This window comes from Marinomonas sp. A3A, assembly GCF_018336955.1.
GTDB lineage: Bacteria > Pseudomonadota > Gammaproteobacteria > Pseudomonadales > Marinomonadaceae > Marinomonas > Marinomonas lutimaris.
Genome location: NZ_CP025532.1, coordinates 3070426 through 3091738 on the forward strand (window position 1 = coordinate 3070426; position 21313 = coordinate 3091738).

20 protein-coding genes are annotated in these 21313 nt (G+C 42.6%); 14 read left to right on the top strand and 6 right to left on the bottom strand.

The genetic code is table 11. From position 1 onward, the window contains the following. Positions 1–4 precede the first annotated feature (4 nt). The 5 genes from CYL31_RS14325 to purD all read left to right on the top strand — a co-directional run bounded on the left by CYL31_RS14325 (position 5) and on the right by purD (position 6006). Positions 5–1285, top strand: a complete 1281-nt coding sequence (locus tag CYL31_RS14325; RefSeq protein ID WP_212915873.1) for a zinc-ribbon and DUF3426 domain-containing protein — start codon at positions 5–7, stop codon at positions 1283–1285. A gap of 321 nt (positions 1286–1606) precedes the next feature. Then, the gene (gene dusB, locus CYL31_RS14330) at positions 1607–2575 is read left to right on the top strand and encodes a tRNA dihydrouridine synthase DusB (RefSeq protein WP_212915874.1); all 969 of its coding nucleotides are present in this window, start codon (positions 1607–1609) and stop codon (positions 2573–2575) included. A 118-nt stretch (positions 2576–2693) separates the two neighbouring features. Further along, positions 2694–2972 carry a DNA-binding transcriptional regulator Fis gene (fis, locus tag CYL31_RS14335; RefSeq protein WP_012070668.1) on the top strand — a complete coding sequence of 93 codons (279 nt, stop codon included), beginning with the start codon at positions 2694–2696 and terminating at the stop codon, positions 2970–2972. An 87-nt stretch (positions 2973–3059) separates the two neighbouring features. Next, on the top strand, positions 3060–4637 hold the full coding sequence (purH, locus tag CYL31_RS14340) for a bifunctional phosphoribosylaminoimidazolecarboxamide formyltransferase/IMP cyclohydrolase (protein ID WP_212918916.1): 1578 nt from the start codon (positions 3060–3062) through the stop codon (positions 4635–4637). Positions 4638–4719: 82 nt separating this feature from the next. Further along, positions 4720–6006 (top strand): phosphoribosylamine--glycine ligase, encoded by a 1287-nt coding sequence (gene purD / locus CYL31_RS14345; RefSeq protein ID WP_212915875.1) that lies wholly within the window; start codon positions 4720–4722, stop codon positions 6004–6006. 79 nt (positions 6007–6085) lie between these two features. Here purD and CYL31_RS14350 read toward each other — a convergent pair whose 3' ends face one another. Next, positions 6086–6343, bottom strand: coding sequence for a hypothetical protein (locus CYL31_RS14350; RefSeq protein ID WP_212915876.1), 258 nt, complete (start codon positions 6341–6343; stop codon positions 6086–6088). 58 nt (positions 6344–6401) lie between these two features. On the opposite strand from CYL31_RS14350, the gene CYL31_RS14355 reads away from it, so the two are divergent. From CYL31_RS14355 to pdxH, 4 genes are read left to right on the top strand one after another with little or no spacing between them, the layout of a single operon-like run. Further along, the gene (locus tag CYL31_RS14355) at positions 6402–8696 is read left to right on the top strand and encodes a sensor histidine kinase (protein WP_212915877.1); all 2295 of its coding nucleotides are present in this window, start codon (positions 6402–6404) and stop codon (positions 8694–8696) included. Between the two features lie 39 nt (positions 8697–8735). Continuing rightward, complete coding sequence (locus CYL31_RS14360) at positions 8736–9077, top strand: histidine triad nucleotide-binding protein (RefSeq protein ID WP_212915878.1); 342 nt, start codon at positions 8736–8738, stop codon at positions 9075–9077. Between the two features lie 14 nt (positions 9078–9091). Beyond that, positions 9092–9724 carry a 2-polyprenyl-3-methyl-6-methoxy-1,4-benzoquinone monooxygenase gene (gene coq7 / locus CYL31_RS14365; RefSeq protein ID WP_212915879.1) on the top strand — a complete coding sequence of 211 codons (633 nt, stop codon included), beginning with the start codon at positions 9092–9094 and terminating at the stop codon, positions 9722–9724. Positions 9725–9726: 2 nt separating this feature from the next. Then, positions 9727–10368 carry a pyridoxamine 5'-phosphate oxidase gene (gene pdxH, locus CYL31_RS14370; RefSeq protein ID WP_212915880.1) on the top strand — a complete coding sequence of 214 codons (642 nt, stop codon included), beginning with the start codon at positions 9727–9729 and terminating at the stop codon, positions 10366–10368. A gap of 47 nt (positions 10369–10415) precedes the next feature. Here pdxH and CYL31_RS14375 read toward each other — a convergent pair whose 3' ends face one another. After that, positions 10416–10973, bottom strand: coding sequence for an alpha-ketoglutarate-dependent dioxygenase AlkB family protein (locus CYL31_RS14375; protein WP_212915881.1), 558 nt, complete (start codon positions 10971–10973; stop codon positions 10416–10418). Positions 10974–10998: 25 nt separating this feature from the next. On the opposite strand from CYL31_RS14375, the gene CYL31_RS14380 reads away from it, so the two are divergent. The 4 genes from CYL31_RS14380 to yfaE all read left to right on the top strand — a co-directional run bounded on the left by CYL31_RS14380 (position 10999) and on the right by yfaE (position 15866). Then, a complete protein-coding gene (locus tag CYL31_RS14380; protein WP_212915882.1) occupies positions 10999–11724 on the top strand; it encodes a heparan-alpha-glucosaminide N-acetyltransferase in 726 nt (241 codons plus the stop codon). A gap of 298 nt (positions 11725–12022) precedes the next feature. After that, a complete protein-coding gene (nrdA, locus tag CYL31_RS14385; RefSeq protein ID WP_212915883.1) occupies positions 12023–14287 on the top strand; it encodes a class 1a ribonucleoside-diphosphate reductase subunit alpha in 2265 nt (754 codons plus the stop codon). A gap of 165 nt (positions 14288–14452) precedes the next feature. After that, positions 14453–15586 carry a class Ia ribonucleoside-diphosphate reductase subunit beta gene (gene nrdB / locus CYL31_RS14390; protein ID WP_212915884.1) on the top strand — a complete coding sequence of 378 codons (1134 nt, stop codon included), beginning with the start codon at positions 14453–14455 and terminating at the stop codon, positions 15584–15586. Continuing rightward, positions 15570–15866: a class I ribonucleotide reductase maintenance protein YfaE gene (gene yfaE, locus CYL31_RS14395; RefSeq protein ID WP_249411598.1), complete on the top strand. Its 297-nt coding sequence runs from the start codon at positions 15570–15572 to the stop codon at positions 15864–15866. The genes nrdB and yfaE overlap by 17 nt, the downstream gene beginning before the upstream one ends. 25 nt (positions 15867–15891) lie before the next feature. On the opposite strand, the gene CYL31_RS14400 is transcribed toward yfaE, so the two are convergent. Further along, on the bottom strand, positions 15892–16497 hold the full coding sequence (locus tag CYL31_RS14400; protein WP_212915885.1) for a CDP-alcohol phosphatidyltransferase family protein: 606 nt from the start codon (positions 16495–16497) through the stop codon (positions 15892–15894). 113 nt (positions 16498–16610) lie between these two features. Here CYL31_RS14400 and CYL31_RS14405 point away from each other — a divergent pair, with 113 nt between their 5' ends. Continuing rightward, positions 16611–17372 carry an alpha/beta fold hydrolase gene (locus CYL31_RS14405; RefSeq protein WP_212915886.1) on the top strand — a complete coding sequence of 254 codons (762 nt, stop codon included), beginning with the start codon at positions 16611–16613 and terminating at the stop codon, positions 17370–17372. Between the two features lie 3 nt (positions 17373–17375). Here the strand turns inward: CYL31_RS14405 and CYL31_RS14410 are convergent, their stop codons facing one another. From CYL31_RS14410 to CYL31_RS14420, 3 genes are read right to left on the bottom strand one after another with little or no spacing between them, the layout of a single operon-like run. After that, positions 17376–18278, bottom strand: coding sequence for a hypothetical protein (locus tag CYL31_RS14410; protein WP_249411599.1), 903 nt, complete (start codon positions 18276–18278; stop codon positions 17376–17378). 17 nt (positions 18279–18295) lie between these two features. After that, complete coding sequence (locus tag CYL31_RS14415; RefSeq protein ID WP_212915887.1) at positions 18296–20350, bottom strand: TonB-dependent receptor plug domain-containing protein; 2055 nt, start codon at positions 20348–20350, stop codon at positions 18296–18298. A 2-nt stretch (positions 20351–20352) separates the two neighbouring features. After that, on the bottom strand, positions 20353–21219 hold the full coding sequence (locus CYL31_RS14420) for a prephenate dehydratase (protein WP_212915888.1): 867 nt from the start codon (positions 21217–21219) through the stop codon (positions 20353–20355). Between the last annotated feature and the right edge of the window lie 94 nt (positions 21220–21313).

The following is a 21313-nucleotide window of genomic DNA, read 5'->3' on the forward strand; positions in this document are numbered from 1 at the left end:
CCCTATGCCTACGGCCACTAGCCTAATAACCCGCTGCCCAAAATGTTCAACCGCATTTCGAGTAAGCGATGAAGTATTAAGCATGGCCAAGGGCAAAGTCAGATGTGGTCAGTGCTTCCATATTTTCAATGCCAGCGACGCAGCAAACAACAAAACAACTCCTGCTAACAGCAAAGAACAACCGCAACAAAAAAACACTGATCTAGCTTCAGAATCGGTCGAGCAAAAAAAACAAATACAGGCGGATTTGACTCACCAAGCGCAAAAGCCAAGCGAGACCATTGATACTAGACTTTCCCCAGCAGAAGAAATTGTTAACCCCGATTGGTTGCACACACTATTTGATGACGAAGATCTGCAGCCACCAAGCGAAATCACAACAAGTTCAGAAAATAACAGCACACACAAAGAAATCGACACGGCAGAAATAAACAACGCTTATCAAGAGTCTGCCCGAAAACAAGAGCAAGCAAAAAGATCCACTACCGAAACACCCCGACAGGATGAACCTGCGCCATGGGAACTAGAACTTGCTGAAGTGGAAGCCGCTCTTAAGGCAACACCACAGCAAGCTCCTATAGCGAAAAAACCTTCACCTAAACCAGTTCCAACCAAAAGCCCTGCAACACCTGAACCAGACTACATGGTTGCCTTGCATTCTTTAGCACAAACAGCAGCGGAACAAACTCGCCCATCAGACATAAAGAATCAACACACAATTCTTGAACAACTGTCCGCTCAAGAAAGCCTGGCCCCACTAATGGGCGAAAGTGAATCGTTCACAAATAAGAAAAAAGGACATCCTTGGCTATGGTTCTTTGCCTCTCTATTAGGAATTGCGCTATTGACCGCACAAATTGCCTCGCATTTTTTTGAAGAAGGCAGTCGCTCATCTAACTTTAGAGCCATCTACAAAACGATTTGCTCTTACTCAGGCTGTGCTCTACCAGGGTTTGAAGATGTAAGCGCCATTACCATTCAACATGTGCGTATACAAAGTCATCCGTCTATACCAAATACACTGTTAGTGAATGCGATCATCACCAACACCAGTGACTTCTCTCAACCGATGCCAAAAATCGCCTTAGAATTTTTTGACCTAAACGGCCTACCGGTAGCTGCGCGACTCTTTTCACCAAGTGATTACTTACATAAAGACTTTCTTGATATCACCTATATGCCACCAAATACGCCGATCCACTTGGTCATTCCTATACAAGATCCGGGTGCTCGTGCGGTCACTCATCAGCTGAGAGCCTTTCCGGCAGACACTCGCTCTTACTAATTTTTGAGAATTTTGCACGACTACTGTGCTCGCCAATACTTTGTTAAAAATAGACTCGTTTATTTACGGATTTAACAACATGGGCTCATTTATAACCCATAAACTCCACTTTCTCGTCTTTTTTTGCCTCGTCTTGGCTTCGCTCGTGACTTCGTGCAAAGGTCTCTTTTCACTGTTTTAGTGCAAAGGTTAAAAAAAGAACAAAAAATAGTCAATTTTTAGCCTGTCAAGACTTCAAAAACAACGATTGCATAGGTATTATTCACGCCCGCTCGACACTGTCGACGATCTTTAACATTCAATCCAGTATTCAGGAACATCATGGCATTTGCTATTGGCCCATATTGCGTTGACAAGCCTGTTATTCTTGCCCCTATGGCTGGTGTAACAGATTTGCCTTTTCGCCGCCTTTGTCATGATCAAGGTGCAGGTTTAGTAGTATCAGAAATGGTCACTTCTGATGTTCGCCTGTGGAACTCGACAAAAAGCCGTCATCGTTTAATTCACGACGCGGAAGTCTCGCCGAGATCTGTTCAAATTGCTGGCGGTGACCCTCAAATGATGGCAGAAGCCGCTCAACAGAATGTTGAGCTAGGCGCACAAATCATTGATATAAACATGGGTTGTCCCGCTAAAAAAGTATGCAATAAAGCAGCAGGCTCTGCATTACTTAAAGATGAAGCACTTGTTCGAGAAATACTGGAGTCTGTTGTAAATAGTGTTTCTGTTCCGGTTACTCTAAAAATCCGCACTGGATGGAGCCTTGATCAGAAAAATGGTCTTGCGATTGCGAAAATGGCAGAGGATATTGGCATTCAAGCACTAGCGATTCATGGACGAACACGGGAATGTAAATTCCAAGGACAAGTTGAATACGACACAATTGCAGAGATTAAGCATCATTTGAGCATCCCTATTTTTGCGAATGGGGACATTAAAGACGCGCAGTCAGCAAAGTTCGTGAAAGATTACACTAAAGCAGACGGCATAATGATTGGCCGAGCCGCCCAAGGAAGACCGTGGATTTTTCGCGAAATAAACCACTATTTAGAAACAAACGAATTGTTAGCACCTCCTTCTTTATCTGAGGTGAGACAGCTTGTTATTAACCATGTGAACGCCTTACACCAATTTTATGGTGATTATTTAGGCGTGCGTATTGCTCGCAAGCACGTTGGTTGGTACCTGCAGACGTTAGCGGATAAAACACAATTTCGCAGTCTGTTTAACCGTATTGATAATACGCAAGAACAGCTTGATAAATTGGAAGAGTTCTTTGTTTGCCAATAGGCAAACGAACCTTACACTTAATGTACTGAAAATCAAAAAAGAAGACCTAGATCACCCTTCTCAATGACGATCAACGTGCATTAATAAATGGTTAGCTTTAAAAATAGAAGGTCATTCTGTGGTAGAACAAACTCATACTCATACGTTTCAAGCCGCTTCTTCAGAGCAGTCACAAACCCTACGTGACAATGTTGAAAAAGCCCTACAAAACTATTTCGCTCATCTTGATGGGCAGCCAATAACAGACTTATATCAGTTAGTCTTAGCCGAGGTTGAGGCGCCTTTGCTAGAGTCTGTCATGAGCTACACAAAGGATAACCAAACAAAAGCATCCACCATCCTTGGTTTAAACCGAGGAACACTTCGCAAGAAGTTGAAGCAATACGGCATGCTATAAGCACAAAGAAAAAAGGGCGAATTCGCCCTTTTTTTCGTCTTACCTTCCCCTTGTTTATTTAGTGTTAAATTAATTGCGAGAACCATGATGGCAAATCAAAATACAGTAACTCCAATCAAACGAGCGTTAATCAGTGTTTCCGACAAAACAGGCATTGTCGAATTTGCACGTGAACTGACCGCTCAAGGCGTTGAAATTCTTTCAACTGGTGGTACTTACCGTCTTTTATTGGACAGCAACGTTAAAGCAACTGAAGTTTCTGATTACACCGGCTTCCCAGAAATGATGGATGGCCGCGTTAAAACACTACACCCAAAAGTGCACGGTGGCATTCTTGGTCGTCGTGACATCGACGGCGCCATCATGAAAGAGCACGGCATCGAAGAAATCGACATGGTTGTTGTTAACCTTTATCCATTCGAAGCGACTATTGAACGTCCTGATTGCGATTTACCAATGGCGATTGAAAACATCGACATCGGTGGCCCTACCATGGTTCGCTCTGCAGCGAAAAACCATAAAGACGTAGCGATTGTAGTGTCTCCTTCTAGCTACGAAGCAATCTTGGCTTCTCTTAAAGCCGACGGTGGTTTGACTTACGAGCAGCGTTTTGACCTTGCTGTTAAAGCCTTTGAACACACATCACACTATGATGGCGCTATTGCCAATTTCCTAGGTAAAAAAGTAGAAGGCGGTAGCGAAGACTTCGCACGTACCTTCAACCTACAATTCCATAAACAAGAAGAAATGCGCTACGGTGAGAATCCACACCAGAAAGCCGCTTTCTATGTTGAAGCGAATCCTAAAGAAGCGTCCATCAGCACAGCTAAACAAATCCAAGGTAAGGCTTTGTCTTACAACAACATCGCAGACACTGATGCGGCTCTTGAGTGCGTCAAAAGTTTCGATAAGCCTGCTTGTGTTATTGTTAAACATGCCAACCCTTGTGGCGTTGCAACTGCAGCAACACAATTTGAAGCCTACGATCTTGCTTTCCAAACAGACCCAACGTCTGCATTTGGCGGCATCATTGCTTTCAACCAAGAGCTAGATGCACAAACCGCTCAAGCAATTGTTGATCGTCAATTCGTTGAAGTCATCATTGCACCAAGTGTTAGCAAAGAAGCGGCTGACATCGTTGCTGCGAAACAAAATGTTCGCTTGCTAGAATGCGGCCAATGGTCAAAAGACAAGCCAGCTGCACTAGACTACAAACGCGTTAACGGTGGCTTATTGGTCCAAGATCGTGATGACGGTGTTATTACTTTAGACGATCTTAAAATCGTTTCTAAACGCCAACCTAGCGAAGAAGAACTAAAAGATCTATTGTTTGCTTGGAAAGTCGCTAAATTCGTTAAATCCAATGCGATTGTTTATGCAAAAGCAGAACAAACTATTGGTGTAGGCGCAGGCCAAATGAGCCGTGTTTACAGCGCTAAAATCGCTGGCATTAAAGCAGCTGACGAGAACCTAGAAGTAATTGGCTCTGTCATGGCGTCTGATGCATTTTTCCCATTCCGTGATGGTATAGATGCTGCAGCACAAGCTGGCATTACGGCTGTTATCCAGCCTGGTGGCTCTATGCGTGATGAAGAAGTTATCGCCGCTGCTGATGAAGCAGGCATGGCAATGGTCTTCACTGGAATGCGCCATTTCCGTCATTAATAAGCCGTCTCTAAGAAGCCAAGACTTCTTAGTTCGTCACCAGAGGCTGCGGCCTCTGGTTTGCAATACAAAGGATTAGATAATGAAAGTTCTTATTATTGGTAACGGTGGTCGTGAACATGCTCTTGCATGGAAGACTGCAGAATCCAGCCAAGTCGAAAAAGTTTTTGTTGCCCCAGGTAACGCCGGCTCAGCAACCGAAAACAAAGTTGAAAACGTTAACATTGGCGTAACAGACATCGCCGATCTTGTTGCTTTTGCGAAAAAAGAAAACATCGGCCTAACCATTGTTGGCCCAGAAGCGCCATTGGTTATTGGTGTGGTAGACGCATTTGAAAAAGAAGGCTTGGCTATCTTCGGCCCAACAGCAGCAGCAGCACAACTGGAAGGATCGAAAGCTTTCACTAAAGATTTCTTAGCTCGCCACAACATTCCAACGGCAGCTTACGGAAACTTCACTGAAATCGAACCTGCAGTTGCTTACATCAAGCAGCACGGCGCTCCGATTGTTGTTAAAGCCGATGGCTTAGCAGCCGGCAAAGGAGTTATCTTGGCACAAACAGAAGCCGAAGCCATCGAAGCGGTTGAAGACATGCTTCAAGGCAATGCTTTTGGCGATGCGGGTAGCCGTGTTGTTATCGAAGAATTCTTGGTCGGCGAAGAAGCTAGCTTCATCTGCATGGTTGATGGCGAGACCGTTTTACCAATGGCAACAAGCCAAGACCACAAAGCACGTGATAATGGTGACAAGGGCCCGAACACGGGTGGCATGGGTGCTTACTCTCCAGCACCTGTTGTTACACCAGAAATCCATGATCGCATTATGAACGAAGTCATCATGCCAACCGTTAAAGGCATGAACGCGGAAGGCAATCGCTACCGTGGATTCTTGTATGCTGGCGTGATGATCGCACCAGATGGCACACCAAAAACACTAGAATACAACTGCCGCTTTGGTGACCCAGAGACGCAACCAATCATGATGCGCTTGCGCTCTGATTTGGCGCAAATGTGTTTGGCTGCCATCAATGGCAAGCTTGATACCATTGAAGCGGATTGGGATCCTCGCGCAAGCCTAGGCGTTGTCCTTGCAGCTGGCGGCTACCCTGCTGATTACCCTAAAGGCGACATTATCTCTGGCTTGGATACCGTACTTCCTGAAGGTCAGAAAGTATTTCAAGCAGGTACTGCATTAAAAGATGGCCAAGTTGTTACTAATGGCGGTCGTGTACTTTGTGCTGTTGCTCTTGGCGATACGGTTGCCCAAGCACAAGCATCTGCTTACGAAGTTGTTAACACTCTGTCTTGGGATAAAGTTTACTTCCGCACCGACATTGGCCATCGCGCCATTGCTCGTGAGCAAAAGTAACCCAGCTATTGGCAAAATAGCCATCAGCTGAAAAAGGCCTCAATTGAGGCCTTTTTCATGTCTACATAGTGAAGAATATTTAGTGCTTACTTTTTAACTGCGACTCTTTTTTGTCTAACCAAGCTTTAAACAGACGTCCCAACTCCAAAACCAATAAACCGAAAATGACACCAGCAACCCAATCCAAACCGAGAACAAAACCTAACGCTGCAATCATTCCATAGCCGTACATTAGATTCGTTCGCGTTGCGGGTTTCGCTTGTCGTGCAAACCAAGTAACACCGAGTAGCAGTATGCTAAACCAAACATAATACTCGACTAAAATTGGATATAGCATTTGATCCCCTATCTAGTTAATAATGATAGCCTTTATACAATACAGTCAGGCTAGCGTTTTGTTTTATCGATTAATTTTACTGCTTTTACTCAGTATCTCCAACTATGCTTGGAGCTCAAACACTATCGCCATCATAGATGATACAAATAGTGTATTTAACATTGGCAAAAGCGGCTCATATTTTATCGATGAAGACCAAAGCCTCTCATTTGATAACATCTCATCTGACGAGTATGCAAAACAATTTCGACCTATTAATAGAGATTACTTACAGTTTGGCCTAGTAAAAGGCAACATCTGGATTCGTACCGATGTTGCAATACGAACCACCAGTAGCAGTCCTGTTTTACTGGAAATAAAGTCTCCTAGAATTCAATATTTAGATATCTATTTACCTAACTTATATGAAAATCAGGTTCAAGCAGAATTCGGCGGCGCACGACCTTACAATAACAAGCAAATTAAAGCACCAAACTATATTTTTTCCATTCCAGCTAACTCACCGCCTGTTTTCACTTTGTACATTAAGCTATCGTCTCACCTGCCAATCAACGCACAAATCGAACTTAAAACCCTTTCCCAACTGAGCCAAGATACTCAAAAAGATCTAACGCTCACAGGTGTTCTCATTGGTATATTGTTAACCTTACTGGTTTGTAATGTTTTCTTTTTTGTCAAAACATCACGCCCTATGTATTTAATCTACTGTGTCTTGCTTATTGGTATAGCCATTCTACACCTGACACTTCACGATCAAGTTTCACAACTGTTTCCAAACCTGATCAACATCCAAGAGCGCATATACAATCTAACAGCGCTATCTTGCTTGTGCGCCATTGTGTTTTTCTCCCGTCTCTACCTTGATACCAAAGACCATCTGCCAAAATTAGATAAGCTATTAATTTCTATTGGCTCTATTGATGCGCTATTTGCCTTCATTTTCACCATCTCACCAGACCAAATAAGCATCATGGCGCTCTCATTTTTGGTGATTAGTACACTCATCATTTTGACCGTGCATGCTGTTGTTGCCTTTATGAAAAACATCCCTTTTTCGGGGTATTATTTAGTCGCTAGACTCACCCTCTTTTTGGGTTACTTTATCTGGCTAATGTCAGTATATGGTATCGTTCCCAGCGCAGTATTATTTGAATGGGGCCTTACTTTAACAATCATTATCGAGTCCATGATTCATTTCACTGGCATAATTGCGCAAACAAAGCCACTACAAAGACATGCACAAAACAGCAAACAAGCTCCGACCGAAGTGACCGATCTTTTATCAGACCTCTCCAACAGACTTCGTCGTCAAATCAATATTCTTGGCGGTACGCTCTCTCATCTTGAGCAAGCAGCAACTTCAAGCGATACAAAACTGTTCTTAACCAGCAGCCTAACTGCCAACAACAACCTTAAAAATCTAATTGAGCGAATTGATCTACTCAGCGACATTAAAGAAAACACATCGCCCGATCAGCCGTATCCACTAGCGCTTAATCAATTAATAGATAATGCTTATAACAATTTCCAACGCTTAGACCAAGACAACACACTAATTGAACTAAACACCTACAAAACAGATCAGGTTGAGATTTTACAGAACGCGTCTATTTTACAGCACCTTATCGAAAGCCTTGTGCAAGAGTTTAAGCATTTCACCGACCAAACATTGACGATCAACGTTACCCGCCATGAAATAAACCGAGATGGCGTAACTTTATTAGAACTCAGCTGCTTTCCGCTACCGACACAGGTTCGCACTTCTGCAACCAATTTCGATCTTGGCATGCACTACATCACACTTCTCGTCCAACATTTAGAAGGCAAGATACAAATAACCGAAGATGGCCGTACGCGAAGTATTAATATCCAACTTCCCATACGTGCACACATACGACCTTTGAATAACGATATTAGCCAGCAACACCACTTTGATATCATATTATTCGGCCAAGAGGACAACGACCTACAAAAAGCGCTAACCATCTTGCAAAGCCACATCAATAAAATAGAGCACTTCACTGCTCTAGAAAGACTATTAGACTATTTGGAGCAGCCGGCCAATAGAGAGTCAGGCTCTATTATTTTAGTCTTCGATAACGGTGGCCACATTCCGCACATTACGCAACAAAGACTACTCCCTTTAATGCGTAATGAAGATCAGTGCTTACTCATCAGCAACAATGTTAAAATGTCGCTAGATTATGCAAAAAAGCTTGGTTTTGATGAATTACTAGCCAGCTCTGAACTAGACAACCACCTAGAACAAAGAATATCGCGCCTTATACAAAAGGGAGACAGACTAAAGAGCACATCTTTGTCACGGATCAACCCTTTGCGCAAAATACCTTGAAGCAAAACCACCAACCTTGAATAATACAAAGGAGATGAAATGGACTGTTTATTTTGCAAGATAGTAAAAGGTGACATTCCGGCAAACGTTTTATTTGAAGACGATGATGTTATCGCTTTTGAAGATATTATGCCTAAAGCACCAACCCATTTCCTAGTGATCCCGAAACGCCACATTAGCACGTTGAATGACCTTACTGATGAAGATGCACCTGTGGTTGGCAAACTACAAACCACCGCTGCAAAAATTGCAAAACAGAAAGGCATTAGCGACGCTGGCTATCGTGTTGTGATGAACTGCAACGAAATGGGTGGACAAACTGTTTACCACATTCATATGCATGTATTGGGTGGCCGCGCAATGACATGGCCTCCAGGTTAATGAGAGGAAATACTATGATCTCTTTTCTAGATAAAGCCGTATTACAGTTTGATCGCGCTTTGCAAACACTTGTCCCCAATGCAGCGAAAGCAACTCGACCTTCTCCTGCAGAAAAACTGGAAGAAGCCGACTTGGATCCGAACGAACGCAAGCACTCGTCTGGCCTTATGCGCATCAATCATACAGGTGAAGTCTGTGCTCAAGCGCTTTACGCAGGACAAGCCACTACGGCAAAGCTCGCTGCCGTTCGTAAAGAGATGGAGCATGCCGCGGACGAAGAAATTGATCATCTAGTCTGGTGTGAACAACGCCTTTATGACCTAGGCAGTAAACCAAGTATGTTAAATCCTTTGTTCTACGGCGCATCTTTTGTCATAGGCGCTGGGGCTGGCCTTATTAGTGATAAGTTAAGTTTAGGCTTTGTTGCTGCAACAGAAGATCAGGTTTGCATTCATCTTCAAAAACACATGGCAACCCTGCCAACACAAGATGAAAAAAGTAAAGCCGTTTTGGCACAAATGCACATAGATGAAGCCAGACATAAAGCAATGGCGCTAGAAGCAGGCGGGTACGAGTTTCCGCAACCTATTATGGCTATCATGACCCAAGTATCCAAAGTCATGACCACAACCACTTACCGGATTTAATCATGAACAGAGATCTTCATTCTATTCGTCGTGACTATCAATTCGACGACCTTTTGGAAGAACAAGCTGGACAAGATCCACTTGCTTTATTTGATACTTGGCTAGAAAAAGCCATCGAAACTTGCCCAGATGACCCAACAGCCATGGTGCTAAGCACGGTTGGCCTAGATGGTTGGCCGCATTCTCGCGTGGTATTATTAAAGCAACGTAATGACGCTGGTTTTTCTTTTTTCACTAACTATGACAGTGAAAAAGGCCAGCAATTAGCGCAAAATAACAAAGCCAGCATGACCTTCTTTTGGCCTGCACTTTCTCGCCAAGTCCGCGTAGAGGGCACTATAGAAAAAGTCTCCCGCGAAACGTCTGAGGCCTATTTTGCAACTCGTCCACGTGGTAGCCAGCTTGCAGCAAGAACATCAAAACAAAGTGCTGTGATTGCCAGCCGTGATGCATTGCAAAAAGCCTTTCACGCAGAAGAACAAGCGTTTAATGATCAAGACGTACCTTGCCCTGAGAACTGGGGCGGCTATGTGCTAAAACCTAGTTTTATTGAATTCTGGCAAGGACGACCAAGCCGACTTCATGACCGGATCTGTTACACGCAAAATAACAGTGATTGGCTCATAACACGCAAAGCGCCCTAGTCATTTAATAGGCCATTTAATGCGGTAAGTAGCACCATTGAAGCGAGTCAAAGCAGCAGACGAAAGGTTAAGCTTATTCGCTCCGCTTTGATCCGCTTTCTTACTGGTAGAGAATGCTGCCACAATACTTGCGTTGAAGCAGACATCACCAACCAGCTTGCGTCTTCTAATTCCACACTGTGTTTAATTTGGTGATTCGCTTTAAGGCGAAATAGAAACGGTCGACTCGCTCCGAGGCTCAACATAGCAACGACTGGCGCAGGCCCTAGTGATTTTTCATCATCTGCATGCCAGCCCATATATTCCCCCCCATCTTGGTACCAATTCAACAACACCGCATTGAATGACTGCTTAGCAAGACTCTCCGCCTCTTCTTTTATCGCCAACAACCAATCTGGCCAACCAATACCATGGTGGTCCTTGCCTGAATAGCGATAACAAACACCGGCATCCGCAATAAATGCGACCTGTCTCGGTACCAGCACGTCACGCCCAAACATCGTTAGACGTTCTCTTTCCCACAACAGATTCGACTTAAGCTGCGACACAAGCTGCTGCGCGCTTGAGCTAGAAAATGAGTATCGGTATGATGGCTGAATTCCCATTAAAAATTATTTTCCTTGGACTTCAATGCAAGCCTCTCCCGTTTTTGAGACGACCAAACGCAGTGCATTTTTAGACGTATACCGCGGGTCTGCGGTGCTACTAATGATAATATTCCATTTTTGCTGGGATTTACTAAACTTTGGTTTCTTGGAATATTCCATTTATGACCCTTTCTGGGTCTATTTTCGCAGTTTAATCCTAACACTGTTTCTCACCGCCATTGGGTGGTCGACATATATAACATTAGGTAAACCTAACAACTCGTCCTTTTGGAAACGAGACATCAAGCTATTTATTTCTGCTGCCGCTATTTCATTAGCTACTTATCTGACCATACCTAATCAATGGATTTATTTTGGGATTTTACATTTCATTTTTATAGCCTCTTTGCTCATAAGACCCATTGCCAAGTGGCCTATTACATCAGCGTTAGCTGGCGCAGCCATCATACTTGTCTATCATTCAACAAACTGGCTACACTTTCCAAACGCTTTTGCGACCATAACAAGTTATATAGCACTTCCAGACCGAACACTCGATATTGTATTTCCTTTCCCATGGATTGGTGTTGTTTTAATCGGCCCGCTTCTTGGCTATCTGAATTGGCATAAATGCCCAACCCCAAACAACTTAGCCATCCAGATTTTGGCATTTATGGGGCGTTATGCTTTGCCTATTTACTTGACCCATCAGCTCGTATTATTTTCACTGGTTGCTGCGTTCAAAATGGTGCTTACTTTCATTTCTTGATCACTTTTCGTGCGTTCAATCAGATTAGTTTTTTTCATCAAAAAATAGATAAAAATAGCCCTTATGGTATTGCCAATTGCTAACTTTACGCTTTTTCAGGGAATTAAAGTAAGTGACCACTTAGCTAGTGGTCAATTATCATTTAAGAGTTTTTTTCAAGCCTTGATTTTCACCTGAATGAGCACTATTGTTCGCTACAGATTAATAACCAAACACTACATATAGTGTGTCAGCAAAAAAACACACACTACATAGAGTAAAACTCCTTTTTTATATAGCACTAATGGGAAGTCATTGCATGAGCACTCTCACAGTTACTAAACGTAACGGGACGACAGAAAACATCAACCTAGAAAAGATTCATAAAGTCATCGCATGGGCTGCCGAAGGGTTAGACAATGTTTCTGTTTCCCAAGTAGAACTAAAAGCACGAATTCAGTTCTTTGAGGGTATTCGTACTACAGACATCCATGAAACACTGATCAAGTCTGCAGCCGATCTAATTTCTGAAAACACACCAGATTACCAATACTTAGCAGCTCGTTTAGCTATCTTTCACCTACGTAAAAAAGCCTTTGGTGATTTCGAGCCACCACACCTTTACAAACACGTAAAAAATCTTGTTGAACAAAAGCGTTATGACGCACAGTTGCTAGAAAAGTACACAGAAGAAGACTTTAACGAGCTAAATACATTTATTGACCACTCTCGTGATATGGACTTTTCTTATGCCGCGGTGAAACAGCTTGAAGGTAAGTACTTGGTACAAAACCGAGTAACCGGTGCAATATATGAAAGCCCTCAGTTTATCTACATACTTGTCGCTGCTTGTTTATTTGCCGAATACGACAAAAAAGAACGTTTAAACCTAATTCGCCGTTTCTATGACGCAGTATCTAAATTCAAAATTTCATTACCAACACCTATTATGTCCGGTATTCGCACACCTACTCGTCAGTTCAGTAGCTGTGTATTGATTGAATGCGGTGATTCTTTAGATTCTATCAACGCCACATCAAGTGCTATCGTTAAATACGTTAGCCAGCGCGCTGGTATTGGTGTAAACGCCGGTGCAATTCGTGCTCTAGGTAGCCCTATCCGTGGTGGTGAAGCCTTCCACACAGGCTGCATTCCATTCTACAAACACTTCCAAACAGCGGTAAAAAGCTGCTCTCAAGGTGGTGTTCGTGGTGGCGCAGCTACCGTTTTCTACCCAATTTGGCACTTAGAAGTCGAAAGCCTATTGGTACTGAAAAACAACCGTGGTGTAGAAGAAAACCGCGTTCGTCATTTGGATTACGGCGTACAATTTAACCGTTTGATGTACCAACGATTGATCAAAGGCGGCAATATCACTTTGTTTAGCCCCTCTGACGTACCAGGCTTATACGATGCGTTCTTTGCAGACCAAGAAGAATTCGATCGCCTATACACCATGTATGAGCAAGATGCTTCTATCCGTAAGCAAACAATCAAAGCAACGGAACTATTCACTCTATTTGCTTCTGAGCGTGCAAGTACTGGTCGTATATATCTACAAAACGTGGATCACTGCAATACCCACAGCCCGTTCGATCCAAAAGTTGCGCCAGTTAAACAAAGTAACTTGTGTTTAGAAATCGCGCTTCCAACTAAGCCACTGAATAGCATTGATGATAAAGAAGGCGAAATTGCGCTTTGTACTTTGTCTGCATTCAACCTAGGTGCGCTTGAAAATCTAGATGAACTAGAAGAGTTAGCAGAGCTTATCGTTCGCGCTTTGGACAGCTTGTTGGATTACCAAAACTACCCGATTCCAGCAGCACAACGTGCAACGGAACTACGTCGTACATTAGGTGTGGGCGTTATTAACTACGCTTATTACTTAGCGAAGAATGGCGTTAAATACTCTGACGGCAGTGCAAACGAACTAACTCACAAAACATTTGAAGCAATTCAATACTTCCTATTGAAAGCTTCTAACAAGTTAGCAAAAGAATTTGGTCCATGCTTAGCCTTCAATGAAACGACTTACTCTAAAGGCATCTTGCCAATCGATTCTTACAAAAAAGAAATCGACAACATCGTTTCTAACGAATTGTTCTACGATTGGGAAACCTTGCGTACAGAAATCGTTACTCATGGTCTACGTAACTCGACACTAACTGCATTGATGCCATCTGAAACCTCTTCTCAGATCAGCAACGCAACTAACGGAATTGAACCACCTCGTGGTTTCGTATCTGTTAAAGCAAGTAAAGACGGTATTTTGAAGCAAGTCGTTCCAGAGTTTGAGCGCCTAAAAGACAGCTATGAGTTGTTGTGGACCATTCCATCAAACGATGGCTACCTACAATTAGTGGGTATCATGCAGAAGTTTGTCGACCAAGCAATCTCTGCCAATACCAACTATGATCCACAGAAGTTTGAGTCTCAAAAAGTACCAATGAAGGTGATTTTGAAAGATCTACTTACCGCTTATAAACTTGGCGTGAAAACACTGTACTATCACAACACTCGTGATGGTGCCGATGACAAGCAAGAAGACATGGATGATTGCGCCGGCGGTGCTTGCAAAATCTAACAAGTCAGCCATCGTACAAAGATCTATTGCATGATCTGACAAGCAGAGCCTCATATCAATGAGGCTCTGCTACGTTTACCGCTTTAACGAAATACTAAAATCTATTAATAACTAAGGCATCTTCTTACTGAACATGCCTTACGCTTTTGAGGAATACCCTGAAACATGAGTTACTCGACTTTCAACCGTAAGCACTTCGATAGTACAAAAGAACCTATGTTCTTTGGTGAAAATGTCAACGTTGCTCGCTATGATCAGCAAAAGCATCCAATTTTTGAAAAACTAATCGAAAAGCAATTATCTTTCTTTTGGCGCCCTGAAGAAGTCGACCTATCTACAGATCGCAAAGACTTCCAACGATTAGAAGAACACGAACAACACATCTTCTTGAGCAATCTAAAATACCAAACATTACTAGATAGTGTGCAAGGTCGTTCGCCAAACGTTGCTCTATTACCAATCGTTTCTCTACCTGAATTAGAAACCTGGATTGAGACTTGGTCTTTCAGTGAAACCATTCACAGCCGCTCTTACACACACATCATTCGTAACATTGTTAACGACCCAACTAAGATCTTTGATGACATTGTTACCAACGAAGAAATCACCAAGCGTGCTGATAGTGTTTCTATTTACTATGACCGTCTAATCGAAATGGTCAATTTGTATAACACTATGGGGATGGGAACCTTTGAGGTTCCAGGCAAAGGGCCAATTGAAATTTCTATGCCTAAGCTAAAAAAGGCACTTTACCTAACGATTGCGTCTGTCAACGTATTAGAAGCGATCCGTTTCTATGTGAGTTTTGCTTGTAGCTTCGCCTTTGCTGAGCGAACGCTAATGGAAGGCAACGCTAAAATCATCAAACTGATCGCCCGCGATGAAGCTTTGCACTTAACTGGTACACAACACATGTTGAACCTAATGGCTTCCGGTAAAGATGACCCAGAAATGGCAATCATCGCAGCAGAATGCCAAGACGAAGTTCGCCAAATATTCATTGAAGCGGCAGAGCAAGAAAAAGAATGGGCAACATACCTATTCAAAGACGGCTCAATGATCGGCCTTAATGCGCAAATTCTAGGCCAGTATGTTGAATACATTACTAACGTGCGTATGCAAGCTGTTGGACTTGATACGTGCTTTGCCACTAAGCACAACCCAATTCCTTGGATTAACGCTTGGTTGGTAAGTGACAATGTTCAAGTTGCCCCACAAGAGGCAGAAATCAGCTCTTACCTAGTGGGTCAAACTGACAACAGCTTAGATGATTCAGACTTCGATGACTTCGACCTCTAATCCAAAAGTACCTGAAAAAAAAGATCAAGTGCATCGAGTACTTTTAGGGAAAAAGCAAATTCTCGTTACCGAGGATGAACCTTTACTAGTACAACTTGAGCGAGCTGGTATTCACGTTGAATATCAGTGTCGTGAAGGGTATTGCTCTTCTTGCTCAATCAAGCTCTTATGGGGAAATGTCATTTACCCATTTGAGCCTCTAGCATGGGTACAAAGCGGTTATTTATTAGCTTGCTGCGCGATTGTCAAAAGCGACATCGAAATCGCTTTTTTCGACTGATCTTTTTTAATGACTTATCACTGCTTTAATGTAACGTACGGTAGCCTGCATAAATTCGGGTTGCTGTCGTTATCCAACAGATCACCCCAAAAGCATACGCCATGATGGCAAAGTAACTAGGGAACAAACAAATCAATATCAGAAACACAATGGTTTCTGTACCTTCTGCTAACCCGCCTAAAAAATACAGAGATTTACGACCATACTCTAAACGTTCTATTTTTCGCTTCTCTGCCATAATGGCAAACGCCAAAAAACTACTACTAGTGCCCATAAAGGAAAAAATCAAAAAGCTCGCCGCTAACGCATTGTCTACTGGATTCATCAAAGCAAAACCAAAAATCACCGCTGAATAAAAAATAAAATCCAAAGTGATATCTAAATATCCGCCTAAATCCGTTGGCCCTTGCACTCTTGCCACCGCACCATCTAAGCCATCCATCACTCTATTAATAACCACAAATATCAAAGCCAAAGAGGTGTTACCAAAATATAAAGCTGGCAGCACCATCATGCCGATAATAAAGCCCAACAAGGTAATCCAATTCGCTTTTACACCTAGCTTATCAATTACCAACGCTGTTAAGCGTAAAGGATGCTTCAGGCTTTTAATAAAAAATGTATCTAACATTCAAACAACTACCTTAATTCTATAGGGACGGGACTTTCCAAGACTTGATACAATGTAAACATATTGGTGTTCGCTAACACCATCCGTTTACTCAGCAGAATAATAAGGTTTCTATGATACACGCAAAAAAATATGGTTCATCAGGCCCAAATCTTATTGTCATACACGGTTTATTTGGCAATGCTGACAACTGGCATTCAATTGCACAGTCCTTATCGGAACACTTTACTGTGCACTGTATCGATCTTCCCAATCACGGTAAATCCGACAGTATGCCAGACACCAGCTATCCTAAAATGGCAAGAGCCGTACTAGACTGGACAGCGCTTAATAAAATCGACTCTTTCTACCTACTCGGCCATTCTATGGGTGGGAAAGTCGCCATGCAAATGGCGGCAATGGCAACAACAGGACAAATTGAAAAGCTCATCGTGGTCGACATCGCTCCTGTCGATTATCAGCCTAGCCATACTCGTATCTTAGAAGGGTTAAAGGTAATTGATGAATCTCAGCCTTCCTCAAGAAAAGAAGCCGATGCATTATTAACCCAATACGAATCGAACTTGGCGGTCAGACAGTTCTTATTAAAAAACCTAGTTAGAAGCGAACAGGGCTTCAAACTAGAACTTGCTGTGAACAACATAGCCGATAGCTACGCTACTATTCTGAAAAAACCAGAGATGGAGGCGAAGGTAGATATTCCAACGCTATTTATCAAAGGCAAAAACTCAGACTATATCGTAGCAGAGCATCAAGAAGCGATTGCAACACTCTTTCCAAACGCTAACTTTAAGGTTATATCGGGTGCAGGACACTGGCTACATGCAGAAAAACCATTACCTTTCACAAGTCTTGTGAAGCGTTTTTTGCAGTAATCTCTAACAGGATGTTTCCGAACAAAGACCATACTTGTCTTTCAGGTAAGAAGGAGACGGCAATACAACACCGTGTGATTTAATCAGATATGGATTAAAACTCACTCTCAGCTTATCGGGGTACGCAGCATCCAGCAGTACCCCTTTTGTTTGCCACAAACCAATACGGTCAGCCAATATATCTAACTTCGCCTCAGTATCAGAATAGATAGCAAACAACGAGCCAGCGCGTACAAAAGCAAAAGAAGGCCCAATCATCACTCTCTGTTTATGAAACAGTAATTTCAGCATGTCCTGCGCTATACCATTTTTATATAGTTCAGTATCGACCAATGAAAAAATCACCATTGAATCTTCTAAGACGAAATTAACCGACTTCAATACAGACAAACGATCAATTTCTGTTTTTATGAATTGAAACTCAAAACCATACTGTGTAGCTTGATTTATCATCTCTTGCTCATCAACTAAAAGATTATCGCTGTAGAGCACAGCCAAAGGCTTTCGATCAAACCAAACAGCCTCTAGCAAAGCCAAACGCTTAGCCAAAGGCGCACCAGAAAACACCGCACTATTTGGAACAGAGCATTTTGGACGAACCCTGAGATATTCCTCTTTACCGATAAAAACGGCCATAACAGCCCCTTCCGATACCGCCGAGCAAACCTGACGAAAACTTTCTGCTCCTACGGTAACCAGTACATCATCACTTTTCATAACAGAAACGTTTTGTAAAAATAAAGTACGGCGCACTGGAATCAATTGAGTCTTCGTAGGCAGTAATTTGGAAAGTTGGAATGTCAGAGAACGTACTGAACTTTCTTCAATATCATGGACAACATAAATAGCTGCTGACACATTTACAGATGCCAGCAACATAAAAACAATAGTAAAAATCCTTTTCACTTTTCTATTAATCCACATTAGAAAGTGATGTTTGTGAAAACATAAGCAAACGTATCTTCCGTCATATTATTGTGCTTAGAGACAAGTGCGTTATCATCCAAACGCGTTTCTGCTCCAACACCCATAGTTGCTTTTGAGTAGCCTCCCAAAGACAATCGATAAGAGAACCAAGCATTGAGAAGTTCATAATCATTTCCACCAAACTCTTTCCCATACCAATAATAGCTTTGCACTGTCCAGCGGTCTGTCAACGGCAAACTACCGAAGAAAGACACCATTACAGGCGTTGTGGCTTCTTTAAGGCTGGCATTGTCTGTTTGAGTATCTTGATAAGCATAGGTGAAACGAGTAATAGCGCCAGACCGAAAGCGCCAATCAAGTTCAAGCTCAACGCCATTGATGTTCACATCCTCAACCACGCCCTCCTCTACCGGAGCATCAGCTTGATAAGCGGTAAATTTTTTCTGGCTTAGCACCATATCTTGGACTTCGTCATGATAAAGCTTCACATCCAGTGACAACCCCTCACTTGGCCAATAATGATAGTAACCTACTTCATAGGAGGTAATTTTTTCTTCTTCCTCCCCCTTGTCTGCATAAGCCGTAAACGATTCTTCTCCGCTAGACAGTACATAATGCCATTTGAAATATTGATCTGACAAATCAGGTGTTCGTACCGCTTTTGACGTATTAAATCGAATAGACTCTTGCTCAGATAATTTATAAGTCACACCAAATTTAGGCGATAAAAACTTCCCCCCCATTTGACTACGTTCAAACATGGCGCCGGCATTCACCACCCAACGGTCGCCCGCTAGATATTCCATATTCGAAGAAAGACGAAACACCTCATCGCTCGCTTTACCAGACAAGAAACTCTCGGATTCGGCTTCATCCCAACGATAACCTATCGCAGAAATTAAACGCAGTTTTTTAGACGCTTCCCACGTGCTTTGTAGCTCAATATCATGTCTCGTCTCTAACAAGTCTATTAAATAAGAAACATCGACATCATCTGAACCTCCACTTGCACCAAAAGCAGAGTTATAAAAAACTCGACTTAACCGTGCTTCGTGGTATTCGTCTAAGTCAGATTGATCATAGTAATACTGAATTTTCAGCTCATGGGTAGAGGAAACCTGCTTACTATAACTTGCCTTAATGTGCTCACGATCGACCAAGCGCATAGGCTTATTAGTATCCACCCCGCCCAAATTAGAGCCTAGACTATATTCCATCGGCTCTACTTTATCTTTTAAACTACTCGCGCCAATGTCTAAATCAAAAAAACTGTTTGAGGTTTCCTTTTGGATAAAGACATTCCCCATCGTCGAACGATGACCATCATGACGCTTATCACCATCAGCATCCTTATCAAAGCCACTCACATTATTGGTAGAAGCCGATGCCCGATAACTCCAATCATCATTTAACCCACTATGCTGACCATATAAACGATAATCCCCACGAGAGCCTGAATAAGCCGTAATACTATCCCCCAAAGTTTCTAACGGAGATCTAGTGATAATATTCACTACGGCAAAATAAGAATTAATGCCATAACTGGCAGCATTCGGTCCGCGGTTAATCTCCACACGAGCCACATCTTCAATACTTAGTGGTAAAGTCGCCCATTCAACACGTGCCAGCCCCACACTATAAACAGAACGACCATTTACCAACACCTGAATTCGACGATATTGATCTAACTGAGTACCGTGATAAGAGGCTTCTTTTTGACTGGATGACTTATAGGGTGCAACTGAAAATCCGGGGACAAACTGCAAAAGGTCTTCCACATACTGCATATTGATACGTCGAATAAATTCGCCGTCTAATACAGACAAAGTAGACGACACATCCACCCTAGGTTGAGGCATTTTAGACGGAGTTACCACCACAGGAATATGGTCAAAAAAACCATCGTATGAACCTAAATCTGAAAAGCTGCCACTAACAAACCCATCACCAGAAAGACCATCATTAGAAGACGAAAAAGTAGCTTCCATTTCTGCCCATGCATTCATACTAAAAGACAGGTACAGACCAACACACAACCAACGAGTCATCATTGTTATTTCAACCTATACCCATCTGCCAAATAGGTTCCTAATATGCGCACCTCTTCTGAAAAAAAACGCAATTCTTCAAGTGCAGCCTGCATAGAGGAAGATTGAAAATGTGCTTCAACATCCACATAAAACTGAGTCGCGGTGAAATTACCATTCACCATATAACTTTCTAACTTCAGCATGTTAATACCCTGAGTCGCAAAACCACCCATTGCTTTATAAAGTGCTGCTGGGATATTTCGTACGCGAAACATAAAAGAAGTGATATAAGTTTTATCGTCTTCATAGACTGGCATTTTTTGCTGACGAGCAAACACCAAAAAGCGAGTGGTATTGCCTACAGTGTCATTAAAAAAAGTTTTCAGGACATTTAGACCATAAAGCTCTGCGGCCAATTCAGATGAGATCACTGCCAACCCAGGCTCATCAAATTCAGCAATATGCTTGGCGGCCCCAGCGGTATCATACATAGCTTGGCTTTTCGCCCCTAACGCCTTGATATTGGCATCACATTGCGCCAATGCCTGAGGGTGACTACCAATTCGTGTAATTTGATCCAATGCCATCGAGTGACGGGCAATCAGACAATGATTCACTGGTTCGAAATGCTCTTTCACTACATACAACTGTGTGCGTTTTAGTTCCCGATAAATTTCTTCAACCCGCCCTGCCGTTGAATTTTCAACAGGAATCATGGCGTAATAAGCATCACCTCGCTCCACCATTTGTAACGCATCAACAAAGGTCGCACAGTGAATGCTGGTCCAATCAGGAAAGGTGTGTTTGCAAGCAAGATGCGAGTAGGCTCCGGGCTCGCCTTGATAAGCAACAATCTGCATTGCATCAAGAGTAAGATGTTGATCTGGCATAGTAGAATCAATTCTGTGATATATTTCCGCTACAGTAACAAATAGACGTTACTATTTACACAAAAATGACATAACAAAATATTCACCCTATTAC

What these genes read in the sequence shown, in the direction of transcription:
- CYL31_RS14360 (WP_212915878.1), top strand. Translation starts at nt 8,736, where the DNA reads ATGGACTGTTTATTTTGCAAGATAGTAAAAGGTGACATTCCGGCAAAC.
- yfaE (WP_249411598.1), top strand. Translation starts at nt 15,570, where the DNA reads ATGACTTCGACCTCTAATCCAAAAGTACCTGAAAAAAAAGATCAAGTG.
- nrdB (WP_212915884.1), top strand. Translation starts at nt 14,453, where the DNA reads ATGAGTTACTCGACTTTCAACCGTAAGCACTTCGATAGTACAAAAGAA.
- CYL31_RS14405 (WP_212915886.1), top strand. Translation starts at nt 16,611, where the DNA reads ATGATACACGCAAAAAAATATGGTTCATCAGGCCCAAATCTTATTGTC.
- CYL31_RS14420 (WP_212915888.1), bottom strand. Translation starts at nt 21,219, where the DNA reads ATGCCAGATCAACATCTTACTCTTGATGCAATGCAGATTGTTGCTTAT.
- purH (WP_212918916.1), top strand. Translation starts at nt 3,060, where the DNA reads ATGGCAAATCAAAATACAGTAACTCCAATCAAACGAGCGTTAATCAGT.
- purD (WP_212915875.1), top strand. Translation starts at nt 4,720, where the DNA reads ATGAAAGTTCTTATTATTGGTAACGGTGGTCGTGAACATGCTCTTGCA.
- coq7 (WP_212915879.1), top strand. Translation starts at nt 9,092, where the DNA reads ATGATCTCTTTTCTAGATAAAGCCGTATTACAGTTTGATCGCGCTTTG.
- CYL31_RS14415 (WP_212915887.1), bottom strand. Translation starts at nt 20,350, where the DNA reads ATGATGACTCGTTGGTTGTGTGTTGGTCTGTACCTGTCTTTTAGTATG.
- CYL31_RS14350 (WP_212915876.1), bottom strand. Translation starts at nt 6,343, where the DNA reads ATGCTATATCCAATTTTAGTCGAGTATTATGTTTGGTTTAGCATACTG.
- CYL31_RS14375 (WP_212915881.1), bottom strand. Translation starts at nt 10,973, where the DNA reads ATGGGAATTCAGCCATCATACCGATACTCATTTTCTAGCTCAAGCGCG.
- dusB (WP_212915874.1), top strand. Translation starts at nt 1,607, where the DNA reads ATGGCATTTGCTATTGGCCCATATTGCGTTGACAAGCCTGTTATTCTT.
- CYL31_RS14380 (WP_212915882.1), top strand. Translation starts at nt 10,999, where the DNA reads ATGCAAGCCTCTCCCGTTTTTGAGACGACCAAACGCAGTGCATTTTTA.
- CYL31_RS14325 (WP_212915873.1), top strand. Translation starts at nt 5, where the DNA reads ATGCCTACGGCCACTAGCCTAATAACCCGCTGCCCAAAATGTTCAACC.
- nrdA (WP_212915883.1), top strand. Translation starts at nt 12,023, where the DNA reads ATGAGCACTCTCACAGTTACTAAACGTAACGGGACGACAGAAAACATC.
- pdxH (WP_212915880.1), top strand. Translation starts at nt 9,727, where the DNA reads ATGAACAGAGATCTTCATTCTATTCGTCGTGACTATCAATTCGACGAC.
- CYL31_RS14400 (WP_212915885.1), bottom strand. Translation starts at nt 16,497, where the DNA reads ATGTTAGATACATTTTTTATTAAAAGCCTGAAGCATCCTTTACGCTTA.